Source organism: Pseudomonas sp. GW822-FHT03F04 (assembly GCF_058801405.1).
In genome coordinates this window covers 283,923-297,577 of sequence record NZ_JBXANF010000007.1, presented here as the reverse complement: position 1 = coordinate 297,577, position 13,655 = coordinate 283,923, and the positions used below count along the sequence as shown (strand labels likewise).

Here is a 13,655-nt window from a genome sequence, read left to right as displayed (position 1 = left end):
TGCATCACCACGCCCATGCGGCGACCGGCGTCGCCAACAGGCTCAACGCCGCCATCGCCATTGCCAGTTTCGGTCGATAGGGCATCAGCAGCACCAGCAACAATGCGCTGATCATCAACACAGCGAACCAGTCGACCAGACCGAAACCCCAGCCGTTGGCAGCCACGGCGGCCCAGAGTGAAAGACACAGCAGCAACCAACCGGCGAGCTTCAGACTTTTTGCGCGTCGGTTTGAAGGCTTGTGACCCAGCAGCTCATCGTGATGTCGCGGCATCGACAGACACAGCGCAGTAAATCCGGCGTAACACAGCAACAGCGCCAGCAGCATCAGTGCGTCCCCTGCTCAAGCGTGATCGGCCGGGGCGTTTCGCGAGGTGTCTTTTTCACGCGGACGGTGTGGCCGGCACGCTGCATTTTCCAGGCGGCCCACCCCAGGAACAGACCGGTGCCGAGGCAGGTCAGGTCGAAACCGGCCAATGCCCATTCACCCTGGGCCAGCGTGACGCCGAGGTGATGCGCAGTGGTCAATGCGTTGAGCAACGGCACCGTGGTGAACAGCAGCGCTGCCAGTGTCAATTGTTCGACCCAGGCTTTGCGACCGGGTCGGAGCAAGGCATGCACCAGGCTCAAAGCCCAAGCGATGAAGAACGCGTTCACTTCCCACTTGGCCCGGCCGTCGAGACTCAGTGGCAACAGACGGTTGGCCCAGAAGAACGCCGCCACCGCACTGACCAGCCCGGCCATGCTGGCGATGTTCAGCACTTCGACCAGCCGCAACTCGAACGGCATGACCCCGGTCTTGGCATGTTTGAGCTGACGTTTGCCAAGCCAGATCACCAGTCCGGTGCCGATCATTGCCGTGCCGGCCAAGCCGCAAATGAAATACAGCCAACGCAGCACCGGGCCGGCGAAATGGCCGATGTGCAGACCATAGAAACCGCCGGCAATCGTCATCGGCAGCGGTTTGGCCGGGGTCGCACCGAGGATTTGCCCAGTCACGCCATTGAAGGTCACGTCGCTGCCGTATTCGTAGGTGATCTTGTCGGAGCTGGCACGCGACACCTGCACCGAGGCATTGGCGTCGCCGGGATTATTCACCGTCACCCGCGCGGCATGTCCGCCGCCCCAGTGCTCGCTTGCACGTGCCAGCAGCGGTGCCATCGGCGGCAACATGGTGGGTATGCCTGCGCGCTCCGGGGCCGGCGTTTCGGGAAACACTTCATCGTAAAACGCACTGCGATCGCTGCCGTAGGACGCCAAAAGGCTCGCCGGCATAACCATCGCCATGAAGATCACCAGGCTGCTGTAGGTGATCATCAGGTGAAAAGGCAGCACCAGCACGCCCACCGCATTGTGCCCGTCGAGCCAGGTGCGCTGGCCTTTGCGCGGACGGAAGGTGAAGAAATCCTTGAAGATTTTCTTGTGGGTGATGATCCCGGTAATCAGTGCGATGAACATCACCATCGCCGCGCTGGTCGCCAGCCAGCGGCCCCACGGATAAGGCATTTGCAGCTGGAAGTGGAAGCGGTAGAAGAATTCGCCGCCGAAGCTTTTGCGCACGGGCACTTCGGCACCGGTCCGGGCGTCGAGGATTTTTTCGGTGAATCGGCCGCGCTGGCCGGGTTGGGTCGGGGCTTGCCAACCGACAGAGATCCCGGGCTCGCGTGCATCGGGAAGCGTGATCTGCCAGCTCGGCGCATCGGGCGCGCGCTGTTGCAGATAGGTTTGCGCCAGCGTCAGGCTCGCTTCGGCATCGAGCGGGCGCGACGGGACTTCCGGCTGCATCCAGTGATTGGTCTCGTCCTTGAAATAGGCCAGCGTCCCGGTCAGGAAAATCGCGAACAGCAGCCAGCCGAAGACCAGCCCGGTCCAGGTGTGCAGCCAGGCCATCGCCTGCCGGAAACCCTCTTTCATGCGTAACCCAGACCCCGAGCGGCGCCGGAGATCGTCGCCAGAATCACGCTCGGCACCAGCAAACCGACCCACGCCGCCCAGGCACTACGGCAGGCGAAGCACCAGAGCACGGCCACCAGATACACGAGGAACGAAACCGTCATGCCGGTGATGACCGCTTCGGCGCGATTCAGCGGCAACCACATTGTCAGCGTGACACTGGCCAGCGCCGCGACCAGATAGCCGCCAAACACTGCCGCGAGCACCCGCGAAGTGACGGCCAGACGATAGGACATGGGGAGTGTGGCGAGTTTGGCTTTCATGTTTCGACCCTGAAACGGTTAACGCCCGGCCAACAGGCCGAGACGACAGGCATGCAATATTAATGATAAATATTCTCATACGCAAAAGAGTCTGATTGCCGGCATGCATTCGCGGCCCTACAATGCGAACCATTCTTGTTCTCTAACGCATCCGTATGCGCCCGGAGTGATGCCGTTGTCGTCCGCCCATCCCGTCGAATCGCTGTATCAGGCCCACCACAGCTGGCTCACTGGCTGGCTGCGGCGCAAACTCGGCTGCCCGGACAGCGCCGCCGATCTGGCCCAGGACACGTTCATTCGGGTGCTGACCGCACGAGAACCGCCGGTCATCATCGAGCCTCGGGCGTTCCTCACCACGCTAGCCAAGCGTGTGTTGTTCAACCATTACCGTCGCCAGGATCTGGAGCGCGCCTACCTCGACACCCTCGCGCAGATGCCAGAAATGGTGACGCCTTCGGAAGAAGAGAAAGCGATCATCCTGCAAACCCTGATGGAGCTGGATCAGTTGCTTGATGGCCTGCCGCGTGCGGTCAAACGTGCATTTCTGCTGGCGCAGGTCGATGGCCTGACCTATCCGCAGATCGCCGCCGAACTGGGTATCTCCGTGGCCACGGTCAAACGTCATCTGAACAAGGCAGCGATGCGCTGCTACTTTGCTCTGTGAATCCGCCGATGGATTTTTCCGCGCAGGTTGCCGAGCAAGCGGTGCACTGGCTGCTGGAAATGCAGCAGGGCCCGTTGAATCCGCGTCAACAACAAGCCTGGCAACAGTGGATCGATGCCCACAGCGAACACCGCCGCGCCTGGGAACACATTCAGCGGGTCAATTCGCGGTTGCGGGGTTTGTCATCGCCACTGGCCCATGCCGCGTTAAACGCGCCAAAGTCCGGCAGTCGGCGTCAGGCTCTCAAATTGTTGCTGCTTCTCGGCGCCGGTTCGGCAGTCACCTGGGGGATGCGCGAGCACAATCCGTTGCCGTCGCTGCTGGCCGATTACCGCAGCCCGATCGGTCAGCGCCGCAAGATATCGCTCGGCGCGGGTGGCCAGTTGCAGCTCAACACCGCGAGTGCGGCGGATGTCCGGGGAGATGGACTGATCCGTCTGCTCGAAGGCGAAATGCTGCTGACCGCCACTCAATCCTTCGAAGTGCAAACCGCGCAAGGCGTGCTGAAAACTCAAGGTGCGCGGATCAACGTGCGGCAGTTTGCCGACCGCACGCAGGTTGCGCTGTTTGAAGGTCGGGTCGAGTTGAACGCACAAGGTCGCTCGCCGATGTTGCTGCCGGTCGCCCGACAATTGAGCTTCAGCGCCACCTCCATCAGCGAAGCAAAACCGCTGGACGCCAACAGCGGCGCCTGGGCCGACGGCATGCTCGTGGCCGCCCACATGCGCCTGGGCGACTTCCTCGACGAACTCGGTCGCTACCGTCGCGGGCAGCTCAATTGCGATGCAAAAGTGGCTGACTTGCTGATCTCCGGGACTTATCCACTGGACGACAGCGAGCGGATTCTCGATCTGCTGGAAATCAGCCTGCCGGTAAAAGTGAAGCGTTTTACTCGCTACTGGGTGACGGTCGAAGCCAAGGTTTGATCAACCGTAAAAATAAATGAGCCGTTTTTCAGATCTGGCGTGACAGAGAAGGAAAGCCCCCCTTGATTCAACCTTCTCAGGACCGTCCTCCATGCACCCCACCCGCCTCACGCCGTTGGCCCGAACCCTGCGCAATCTCATCCTCGGCGCCAGCCTGAGCTTCAGCGCCCTGCCCCATGCGCTGGCTGCCGACACCAAGGCTTATCACATCGCCCCGTCGTCGCTGGAAAACGCCCTCAACCAGTTCGGCCGTGAAGCCGGGGTGCTGATTTCCTTTGGCTCGCAGGTCACCAGCGGTGTGCAAAGCCGTGGGCTGGAAGGCAGCTACACAGCGGAACAAGGTCTGAACGCGCTGCTCGAAGGCACCGGCCTGCAAGCCCGCGCCGAGGGCGGCAATGCCTTCAGCCTGCAACCGTCGAACGACAGCGCCCTGGAGCTGGACACCTCGAAAGTGGTCGGCGACTGGCTGGGTGAAGCCGCACAGGTCAACGTCTTCGAACATCCCGGCGCCCGTGACGTGATCCGCCGCGAAGAATTCGAACGCCAGGGCGCGACCCAGGCCCGCGATGTGCTCAATCGCATTCCCGGGGTCAACGCCCCGGAAAACAACGGTACCGGCAGCCACGACATGGCGCTGAACTTCGGCATTCGCGGCCTCAACCCACGCCTGGCTGCACGTTCGACGGTGTTGATGGACGGCATCCCGGTGCCCTTCGCGCCTTACGGGCAACCACAGTTGTCGTTCGCACCGATCAGCATGGGCAACATGGACGCGGTGGACGTCGTGCGAGGCGGCGGCGCCGTACGTTACGGCCCGCAGAACGTCGGCGGCGTGGTCAACTTCGTGACCCGGGCGATTCCTGACGAGCCGACCGTCAAGGGCGGTTTCCAGACCGAAACCAGTCCTTCGTCCAGCCATGACGGCTTCAAGACCAGCGCCAACCTGCTGGCCGGCGGCACCAATGCCAACGGTCTGGGCGGCGCGCTGCTGTACTCCGGCACTCGCGGTGGCGACTGGCGCGAACACAGCGACACGGAAATCGACGACCTGATCCTCAAGGGCAAATACCAGCTCGACGAAGCCAACAGCTTCAACGCCATGGCCCAGTATTACGAAGGCAAGGCTGACATGCCCGGCGGCCTGAACGTCGCCGACTACGATGCCGATCCGTATCAGTCGACCCGACCGAAAGACCAGTTCTGGGGCCGTCGCACGATGTTCAATTTCGGCTACCGCTATCAGGAAGATCGCCGCGAATTCACCGCCAACACCTTCTTCACCAAGACCCTGCGCAGCGGTTATCTGGATCAGGGCACATTCCTGTCGCTGTCGCCGCGCGAATACTGGGTTCGCGGTCTGGAAACCCGTTTCGCTCAAGGTTTCGACCTCGGCTCGACCAGCCATGAAGTTGGCGTCGGCTATCGCTACATCAATGAGGCCGGCCACGAGTTGCGCTATCGCACCCCGATCGCCAGCAACGAATACCCGACCACCAACAGCCGCAACGACCGCGACACCCGTGGCGGTACCGAAGCCAATGCGTTCTTCGTCGATGACCGCATCGACATCGGCAAGTGGACGATCACCCCGGGCGTGCGCTACGAGATGATCGAGTCGCAGCAGACCAACAATCTGACCAACGTCAAATACAAGGGTGACTACAACACCGCGCTGCCGGCGTTGAACGTGCTGTACCACCTGACCGACACCTGGAACCTGTACGCCAACACCGAAGGCTCCTTCGGCAGCGTGCAATACAGCCAGATGCCCAACCGCGTGAGCAGCGGTGAAGTGAAACCGGAGAAGGCTCGCACCTGGGAACTCGGCACCCGTTACGACAACGGTGCCCTGCGAGCGGAAATCGGCGCGTTCCTGATCAACTTCGACAACCAGTACGAAAGCAATCAGACCAACGATTCGGTGATCGCCCGTGGCGAAACCCGCCATCAGGGCATCGAGACCAGCGTCAATTACGCGCTGGATGACTTGAGCCCGGCGCTGGCCGGCTTCGATGTCTACGCCACTTACGCCTATGTCGACGCGACCATCCGCGAAGACGGGCCGAACAAGGGCAATCGTGTGCCGTTCTCCTCGAAACACAAAGGCACGATCGGCGTCGGTTACACCGAAGGGCCGTGGAAGCTGAACCTGGACAGCAGCTTCCAGAGCGACCAGTTCGCCGACAACGCCAACACCTCGAAAGAAAGCGCCGACGGCAGCACCGGCAAGATTCCGGGCTACATGCTGTTCAGCAGCCGCGCCGGTTATGACTTCGGGCCGCAGTTGTCGGACCTGAACGTGGCGGTGGGGGTGAAGAACATCTTCAACACCCAGTACTTCACCCGTTCGTTCGATGACAACAACAAGGGCAAATACGTGGGTGAGCCGCGCACGGTGTATGTGCAGACTTCCGTTGCCTTCTGAGATCTACATGCATCCAGCCCTCTCCCGAAGGGAGAGGGGTTTCATATCTGATCCACTCACAAAACCCACCAGAAACGAAACGGGCCTGCAATTGCAGGCCCGTTCTCATTGGGTGACTTATAAAATCAGCGCATCAACTGTTGATCGCTGCCTGTTCGTTTTCCAGAAATTCTTCCTCCAGCAGCGCGTCATTCGCCTTGCTGGTAAATGGCACCACTGCGGCTCGCGGTTTGCCCCGCAGTTTGCCAAACAGGTGCTCCAGCGCGTGCTCCAGTTTTTCGGCTGCACCATCGATCGCCTGTTCCAGCGAATCGGCTTTGTGGGTGACGGAAATCGGTTGATGGCCTTTTGGCCGCGCTTCCAGTTGGCAGCGCAAATCATGGGGACCCGGTTTGTCACCGTTCTCGTCGCTCAGATGGACTTCGACACGGGTCAGGTCTTCCTCATAACGGTCGAGCGTGCTCTCAATTGTGGTTCGTACCCACTCCTCCAGTCGTTTGCTGCTTTGAATATGGTTGTCGCTGTTGACTTGGATTTGCATAGTTCATCCCTTATTTCAGCTAGCTCGCAAGAGGCCTTGAACAGGATTTCGTGACCTCTTGATTACAACAATCGGCCCGTGTGACGAACATTTCAACCCCTGAAAAAAGATAAATATTCATACGCAAAAAAAGCCGGACAACCGAGTGAAGCGCTGGTAAGGTCGGGAGTTGGGTCGCCTCAGTTCCCTGCAAAATCTGCTCACAATTGGCCATCACTCAACGGGTGCAGGCCACGGAAAATCTCCGCCTCCTCCACCAGCCAGTCATGCACTGCGCGCACACCCGGATGGCTCAGCGCCCCCGGCGCGTAGAGCAAGACATAGCGCTTGTGATTGGGCACCGAAATCCCGAACGGCACGATCAATGTCCCCCGCTCCAGTTCGTCGTTGAGCAGCGTGCGCCGGGCAATCGCCACGCCCATGCCGGCAATCGCCGCTTCGATGGTCAGGTGGTTGCGATTGAACGTGTGCCCACGCCGTACGTCGGCACCATCGAATCCGATGGCATTGAGATAAAACTCCCACTCCGCGTATTCATAACTGCCGCGCCAGGCCGTGATGTCGTGCAGCAGCGGGAAATGCACCAGATCCGCCGGCCCGTGCAGTGGCGGCCGTCCACGCAGCAGGCTCGGCGCGCACACCGGGAAAATCTGCTCGTCGAGCAAGGCTGTGGATAACAATCCCGGATAACTGCCGTCGTTCAAGTCGATGGCCAGGTCGAAATCCCCTTCATGCAACGGCACGCTGCTGTCCTCGGCCACCAGTCGCAACTGGATGTCCGGGTAACGCTGTTGCAGACGCGGCAGGCGCGGGGTCAGCCATTTGCTGAGGAACGACGGAATCGAGCGCACCCGCAGAGTCCCGCTGATCATCCCCGCATCCAGACGACGCAGCTCAGCATCGATGCTGCCGTAAGCCTCGTTGACCGTGATCGCCAGTCGCTGCCCTTCCGCACTCAGCTCCACGCCCCGGGCGCGACGGTGAAACAGGCGAAAGCCCAGACGCTCTTCCAGCTGTCGGATTTGCTGGCTCACCGCCCCCGGCGTGATGTGCAATTCCTCGGCACAACGGGTGAATGACAGGTGCCGCGCGGCACAGGAAAACACCTGCAGCCAGACGTAAGTCTGGGCATGCAATTGACGACTCATGGTTTAGTCCTGCTAAAGGCTTACTTAGGAAGTTTCGTTAGTCACGTTGAAGCGAGGTAGGCAGTATCGCCGACATTGCGCTTGTCCTACAAAAAATGGCAGCGATTCCTACTCCATTGCTTGTAAGGGTTTAGCATGGCTATCAGTGTTTTCGATCTATTCAAAGTCGGCATCGGTCCGTCCAGTTCCCACACCGTCGGCCCGATGCGCGCCGCCGCGACCTTCGCCCAAGCCCTGATCGACCAGCATTTGCTGCTCGACGTACAGCGGGTGGAAATCCGTTTGTACGGCTCGCTCTCGGCCACTGGCGTCGGTCACGCCACTGACCGTGCAACGGTCATGGGCCTGATGGGCGAATGGCCGGACAGCATCGATCCGTCGACCATCGAACCGCGCATCCAACAACTGCGCGAGACCGGCCAACTGTCCCTCGCAGGTACACGCTCGATTGCCTTCAACTGGCAAGACGATCTCCTGCTGCTGGACGAGAGCCTGCCCTACCACCCCAACGCCATGTCGCTGACAGCCTTCGGTGCATCCGGGCAACTGTTCGAGCAGACGTACTACTCAGTCGGCGGCGGTTTCATCATCGAAGCGGCCGAAGCCGAATCCGGTGTAGCACCGGCCGGCGACGTGGTGTTGCCGTACGACTTTTCCAGCGCCGCTGAACTGCTGTCGCTGTGCAACAAACACAACTTGCGTGTTTCCGAACTGATGATGGCCAACGAACGGGCCTGGCGTAGCGACGCGGAAATACGTCAGGGCCTGCTGCATATCTGGTCGGTGATGCGCGAATGCGTCGAGCAAGGTTTGCGTCACGAAGGCGTCCTGCCGGGCGGTCTGAATGTTCCGCGTCGTGCGGCGAAATTGCACCGCAGCCTGCTGGAAATCGGCAAACCGAACGTCATCAGTTCGACCCTGTCGGCGATGGAGTGGGTCAACCTGTTCGCCCTCGCCGTCAACGAAGAAAACGCCGCCGGCGGGCGCATGGTCACCGCGCCGACCAACGGTGCCGCCGGGATCATTCCGGCCGTCCTGCACTACTACATGAAATTCAATCCGGATGCGTCCGACGATGACGTGGTCGCGTTCTTTCTGGGCGCGGCAGCGGTCGGCATCCTGTGCAAGAAAAACGCCTCGATTTCCGGCGCCGAAGTCGGCTGCCAGGGTGAAGTCGGCTCTGCCTGCGCCATGGCCGCTGCTGGTCTCGCCGACGTGCTCGGCGCTACCCCGGAGCAACTGGAAAACGCCGCCGAAATCGGCCTGGAGCACAACCTCGGCCTGACCTGCGACCCGGTCGGCGGACTCGTGCAGGTGCCGTGCATCGAGCGCAACGCCATCGCTGCGGTGAAGGCGATCAACGCCACACAAATGGCCCTGCGCGGTGACGGCAAACACTTCATTTCGCTCGACCGCGTGATCCGCACCATGCGCGATACCGGCGCCGACATGCATGACAAATACAAAGAGACTTCACGGGGCGGCCTGGCCGTGAGCTGGGTGGAGTGCTGAGGAGCGCTCCCTGACCGCCTGTAACACGTGAGCCCGAGCAAGAATAATAACGAGGCAAAAACGATGACCGATGTACGCACACCTGCTGCCGAAACCCCCGCTGTAGACCGCACACGCAATAGCGAAATCGCCCACAAGGGCTGGAGCAAATTCGACACCACCTGGATGCTTGGCCTGTACGGCACGGCCATCGGTGCCGGCACTTTGTTCCTGCCGATCAACGCCGGTGTCGGCGGTTTCTGGCCGTTGCTGATCCTGGCGGTGCTGGCGTTTCCGATGACCTTCTACGCGCACCGGGGCCTGACCCGCTTCGTGCTGTCGGGCCGCTCCGGTGACATCACCGAAGTGGTGGAAGAACACTTCGGCGTCGGTGCCGGCAAACTGATCACGCTGCTGTATTTCTTCGCGATCTTCCCGATCCTGCTGGTGTACAGCGTGGCGCTGACCAACACCCTGAGCAGCTTCCTCGAACACCAGTTGCACATCGCCCCGCCGCCGCGCGCGGTGTTGTCGCTGGCGTTGATCCTCGGTTTGATGGCCATCGTGCGTTGCGGTCAGAGCGTGATCGTCAAAGCCATGAGCGTGCTGGTGTATCCGTTCGTCGCCGCGTTGCTGTTGCTCGGTATCAGCCTGATTCCGAACTGGAACGGCGCGTTCTTCGCCAGCGCCCGGGAAGCGATGCCGATGTCGGTGTTCTTCAAGACCCTGTGGCTGGCAATCCCGGTGATGGTGTTCTCGTTCAACCATTCGCCGATCATTTCCGCGTTCGCCGTCGAGCAGAAACAACGCTACGGCGACCAGGCCGAACGCAAGAGCAGCGGCATCCTCGCGATGGCCCACGGCATGATGGTGGTGACAGTGATGTTCTTCTGCTTCAGCTGCGTGCTGGCACTGTCGCCGGCTGATCTGGCAGCGGCCAAGGCGCAGAACATTTCGATCCTGTCGTACCTGGCCAACCACTTCCAGACCCCGGTCATCGCCTACGCCGCGCCGCTGATTGCGCTGGTGGCGATCACCAAATCTTTCCTCGGCCACTACATCGGCGCCAGCGAAGGCTTCCAGGGCATGATCGTCAAAAGCCTGCGCGGCCGTGGCCGGGTGATGTCGGCGAGCTGGCTGAACCGTGCGACCGCGTTGTTCATGATCCTCAGCTGCTGGGCCGTGGCGACCTTCAACCCGAGCATCCTGGGCATGATCGAAACCCTCGGCGGGCCGGTGATTGCCTGCCTGTTGTTCCTGATGCCGATGTACGCGATCCGCCGCGTGCCAGCCTTGCGCCAGTATTCGGGCCAGGTGTCGAACGTGTTCGTGGTGCTGATCGGCCTGATTGCACTGTCAGCGATCATCTACTCGGTTCTGCCCTGAAACGGGCCGCAAACGAAGAAGGCGAGCCATGAGCTCGCCTTCTTTTTGGCCGATTTCATTGTTCGACAAAATTCCCGGCATGTCCCTTGCTACATCCCTGGAGGAGACAGGACCACGGAATGGCCGACGGTCAGGTTTGGCGAACCAACCCGATCAAGGCCGGTCAACAACTGCACGTTCAATCAGGCGGTGACGCATCATGGACAATCCTTTTCAGATCATTACCGATGCCTTCGCGCCGGACTATCAGATCAACCTGAGCATTCAGGGCCTCGACGGCAGCATCATGCTGACCCTTTCCAACAGCGGCCGAATCGTCGCCAAACGGATGATCAGCGCCGACCAGCGCAACGACCCCAAACGATTGAAACGACTGGTGCAAAGCATTCAGTTCGGCATCGCCATTGAACAGGGCCACAGCGCCATGGCGATCCTGGAAGCCATGACCCGCGGCGACGGGCTCGCCCCGCCACCGCGTCAGATCAAGGGCCAGCACCGGCCATCGATCAGTCTTTAGAGCTCGCCCTTCTCGATCTCGGGGTGTTCACCGGAGCCCGCACCGAGCTTGCGTTGCGGCTTCTCGATTTTCACTGAAGGGAATTGCGACGAGGCGTAACGCACCACCAGGATCGAGAACGCCAGCAACAGAATCCCGCCGCACAGGTAGATGATGCCCATGTCCGGCGGGTTGTGGTGCGAGACGTTGGAGATCAGCAGCCGCGTCAGTGCGGTGATCGCCACGTAGATCAGGAAGCGCACCGGCATGTGGTTGGTCTTGAAGTAAATCCCGACCATCGCCCCCAGTTCCAGATAGATGAACAGCAACAGAATGTCATCAATCTTGATGTGCCCTTCCTCGAGCATCCCGAGAAATTCCATCACTGCCGCCCAGGCGGTCACCGCGCCAATGGCGAACAGCGCCAGGTAGTGGAAGGTCTCGACGAACAGGTTGCCCAGAGACTCGGCCAGTTGGTGCACGTTTTGCCGCAGTTTCTCGGCCCAGTTGATTTTCACGATGAAGGTTCCTTAGCCCGGTTCGAGCGGATGTTGCACGCTTGGATGTGACGGTTATTGCGCACGCACACGGATGCATGCAGAAAAGAGGCCACGCCATCATGGCGAGGCGCCGCGAAACCCGCGCCGTGGCGTTTGGTCGCACCTGCGCGGCGCATTAGGCCTGACAAAACCCGAATCCGGTCTACATTAAAAAGCCACTACCCAAAGCGCAGGGATTCGCTTATCCTTTTCGCTGTATATAGATACAGTAGTCGCAAAGACAACTTAATGTGAAGGCATGTGAGGTGGTGAATGGCCGTCGAAGTGGTATACCGCAGCAGCCGAGATCTGGAGCGCTTGTTCATGGATAAAGCCGAAGCTGACCGTCATGACAAAATGCTCGAATTGGCCGAGTTGCTGGCCGAAGTGCTGGAAAAAGCCGTTCCATCGTTGAGCGAGCAGCAAGTGGAAGAAGTCGGGATCTTCATGGCGAAGAACCGCGACGTGTTCGCCCGAGCGTTCAAGAGCCAGCCTGATGCCCTGTCGGAGCTGATCAACGCACCGGCCGAACCGGTTGTGGCGAGCGAGACAGCTGACGCGGCCGAAGCGGCAGAAGCGCCTGCCAAACCTGCCAAAGCGGCGAAGGCTGCAAAGTAATCGATACCTGAATTGAATAGCCCCTGAGTTGCAAGACTCAGGGGCTTTTTCATGCCCGGAAAAACCTCAGCGGTACAACACCTTCTCCGCCAACTCGTCCGCCACCCGCGCGGGTGAACGCTTTTCTGCCTGGGCGTGAGCAAACACTTCCGTCAGCCGCGAACTGATCTTCGACAGGTGCGCGGTGATGGTCGTCAGCTCTTCGCCACGGTGCTTGAGGGAAACGTAGATCAAGCCACCGGCATTGATCACGTAATCCGGCGCATACAGGATGCCGCGCCGTTCCAGTTGATCGGCCACATCCAGATGCGTCAGTTGATTGTTGGCCGATCCCGCCACCGCCGAACAGCGCAACTGGGTGACGGTGTGGCTGTTGAGCACACCGCCCAGGCCGCACGGCGCAAGAATGTCGCACGGCGTGCTGAGCAATGCGTCGTTGGCGATCGGGTGGGCGTTGAGCTGCTCCATCGCCAGTTGCACCTTGCCGTGGTCGATGTCGCTGACCAGCAGTTCGGCGCCAGCGGCGTGCAGTTGTTCGGCCAGGGCATAACCGACATTGCCCAGCCCCTGAATCGCCACGCGCAAGCCTTCGAGGTTGTCGCTGCCCAACCGCGCCATGGCGGTGGCGCGAATCCCGGTGAACACACCCATTGCCGCGTGTGGCGCAGGGTCGCCGGCAGAGGTGGTGCTGGTGACGTGCTGGGTCTGCTGGGCGATGCAATCCATGTCCGCCACCGAGGTGCCGCTGTCGATGGCAGTGATGTAGCGGCCGTCGAGCTGATTGATGCAACGGCCGAAAGCTTCGAACAACGCGGCGCGGTTTTCCACATGGGCCGGGCGCACGATCACGGCCACACCGCCACCCTGGGCCAGACCGGCCAGCGCGGCTTTGTAGCTCATGCCCTGGGCCAGGCGTATGGCGTCCTCGACAGCGGATTCGTCGTTCGGGTAGGCAAGATAACGACACCCGCCCAGGGCGGGCCCGAGGCGACTGTTATGGATGGCAATGACCGCCTTCAATCCGGAGACCGGATCAACGCTAAGGTGCAGCGATTCCAGGCGAGTGCTTTGCATGAGAGCGAACATCGGCAGGCCCCCGAATCACTTCTGGTAGACGCCAGTATAGGCTTGCGCCCAAAAATTGCTGAAGCGCACGGGAATAAGGCCCGACAGCGACCAATGCGTTGCGGCATAACCCGGTGGCA

The 13,655-nt window shown here is 60.7% G+C and carries 13 protein-coding genes and 1 pseudogene; 7 read left to right on the top strand and 7 right to left on the bottom strand.

The genetic code is table 11. The annotated features are described in order from the left end of the window. Window positions 1-4: 4 nt before the first annotated feature. The 3 genes from AC1RMX_RS18625 to AC1RMX_RS18615 are packed head-to-tail and all read right to left on the bottom strand — an operon-like array spanning window position 5 to window position 2,216. On the bottom strand, window positions 5-328 hold the full coding sequence (locus tag AC1RMX_RS18625; RefSeq protein WP_192559821.1) for a DUF3325 domain-containing protein: 324 nt from the start codon (window positions 326-328) through the stop codon (window positions 5-7). Further along, complete coding sequence (locus tag AC1RMX_RS18620) at window positions 328-1,914, bottom strand: PepSY-associated TM helix domain-containing protein (protein ID WP_493072696.1); 1,587 nt, start codon at window positions 1,912-1,914, stop codon at window positions 328-330. Before AC1RMX_RS18620 ends, AC1RMX_RS18625 begins: the two co-directional genes overlap by 1 nt. Beyond that, window positions 1,911-2,216 (bottom strand): DUF3649 domain-containing protein, encoded by a 306-nt coding sequence (locus AC1RMX_RS18615; protein ID WP_102619477.1) that lies wholly within the window; start codon window positions 2,214-2,216, stop codon window positions 1,911-1,913. Before AC1RMX_RS18615 ends, AC1RMX_RS18620 begins: the two co-directional genes overlap by 4 nt. A gap of 175 nt (window positions 2,217-2,391) precedes the next feature. On the opposite strand from AC1RMX_RS18615, the gene AC1RMX_RS18610 reads away from it, so the two are divergent. The 3 genes from AC1RMX_RS18610 to fecA all read left to right on the top strand — a co-directional run bounded on the left by AC1RMX_RS18610 (window position 2,392) and on the right by fecA (window position 6,231). Further along, entirely contained in the window at window positions 2,392-2,880 is a 489-nt protein-coding gene (locus tag AC1RMX_RS18610) for a sigma-70 family RNA polymerase sigma factor (protein WP_493065534.1), read from the top strand. Further along, window positions 2,877-3,806 carry a DUF4880 domain-containing protein gene (locus AC1RMX_RS18605; RefSeq protein WP_096819103.1) on the top strand — a complete coding sequence of 310 codons (930 nt, stop codon included), beginning with the start codon at window positions 2,877-2,879 and terminating at the stop codon, window positions 3,804-3,806. Before AC1RMX_RS18610 ends, AC1RMX_RS18605 begins: the two co-directional genes overlap by 4 nt. Before the next feature lie 91 nt (window positions 3,807-3,897). Beyond that, window positions 3,898-6,231, top strand: a complete 2,334-nt coding sequence (gene fecA / locus AC1RMX_RS18600) for a TonB-dependent Fe(3+) dicitrate receptor FecA (protein ID WP_096819096.1) — start codon at window positions 3,898-3,900, stop codon at window positions 6,229-6,231. A 133-nt stretch (window positions 6,232-6,364) separates the two neighbouring features. On the opposite strand, the gene AC1RMX_RS18595 is transcribed toward fecA, so the two are convergent. Together AC1RMX_RS18595 and AC1RMX_RS18590 are read right to left on the bottom strand one after the other, a co-directional pair. Beyond that, the gene (locus tag AC1RMX_RS18595) at window positions 6,365-6,772 is read right to left on the bottom strand and encodes an HPF/RaiA family ribosome-associated protein (protein WP_096819094.1); all 408 of its coding nucleotides are present in this window, start codon (window positions 6,770-6,772) and stop codon (window positions 6,365-6,367) included. Window positions 6,773-6,972: 200 nt separating this feature from the next. After that, window positions 6,973-7,920 carry a LysR substrate-binding domain-containing protein gene (locus AC1RMX_RS18590; protein ID WP_096819091.1) on the bottom strand — a complete coding sequence of 316 codons (948 nt, stop codon included), beginning with the start codon at window positions 7,918-7,920 and terminating at the stop codon, window positions 6,973-6,975. 135 nt (window positions 7,921-8,055) lie between these two features. On the opposite strand from AC1RMX_RS18590, the gene AC1RMX_RS18585 reads away from it, so the two are divergent. From AC1RMX_RS18585 to AC1RMX_RS18575, 3 genes are all read left to right on the top strand, one after another. After that, entirely contained in the window at window positions 8,056-9,432 is a 1,377-nt protein-coding gene (locus AC1RMX_RS18585) for an L-serine ammonia-lyase (protein WP_102619473.1), read from the top strand. A 63-nt stretch (window positions 9,433-9,495) separates the two neighbouring features. After that, the gene (locus tag AC1RMX_RS18580) at window positions 9,496-10,797 is read left to right on the top strand and encodes an HAAAP family serine/threonine permease (RefSeq protein WP_493072695.1); all 1,302 of its coding nucleotides are present in this window, start codon (window positions 9,496-9,498) and stop codon (window positions 10,795-10,797) included. A 199-nt stretch (window positions 10,798-10,996) separates the two neighbouring features. Further along, window positions 10,997-11,314 (top strand): DUF3509 domain-containing protein, encoded by a 318-nt coding sequence (locus AC1RMX_RS18575; RefSeq protein WP_493072694.1) that lies wholly within the window; start codon window positions 10,997-10,999, stop codon window positions 11,312-11,314. On the opposite strand, the gene AC1RMX_RS18570 is transcribed toward AC1RMX_RS18575, so the two are convergent. Beyond that, on the bottom strand, window positions 11,311-11,811 hold the full coding sequence (locus AC1RMX_RS18570; protein ID WP_003221775.1) for a phosphate-starvation-inducible protein PsiE: 501 nt from the start codon (window positions 11,809-11,811) through the stop codon (window positions 11,311-11,313). The two genes, AC1RMX_RS18575 and AC1RMX_RS18570, sit on opposite strands and share 4 nt — an antisense overlap. A 294-nt stretch (window positions 11,812-12,105) precedes the next feature. Between AC1RMX_RS18570 and AC1RMX_RS18565 the strand changes: the two are divergent. After that, window positions 12,106-12,360, top strand: a pseudogene (locus tag AC1RMX_RS18565) (YebG family protein); the annotation flags it as partial. A 156-nt stretch (window positions 12,361-12,516) separates the two neighbouring features. On the opposite strand, the gene AC1RMX_RS18560 reads toward AC1RMX_RS18565, so the two are convergent. Beyond that, a complete protein-coding gene (locus AC1RMX_RS18560) occupies window positions 12,517-13,536 on the bottom strand; it encodes a Glu/Leu/Phe/Val dehydrogenase family protein (RefSeq protein WP_096819082.1) in 1,020 nt (339 codons plus the stop codon). Between the last annotated feature and the right edge of the window lie 119 nt (window positions 13,537-13,655).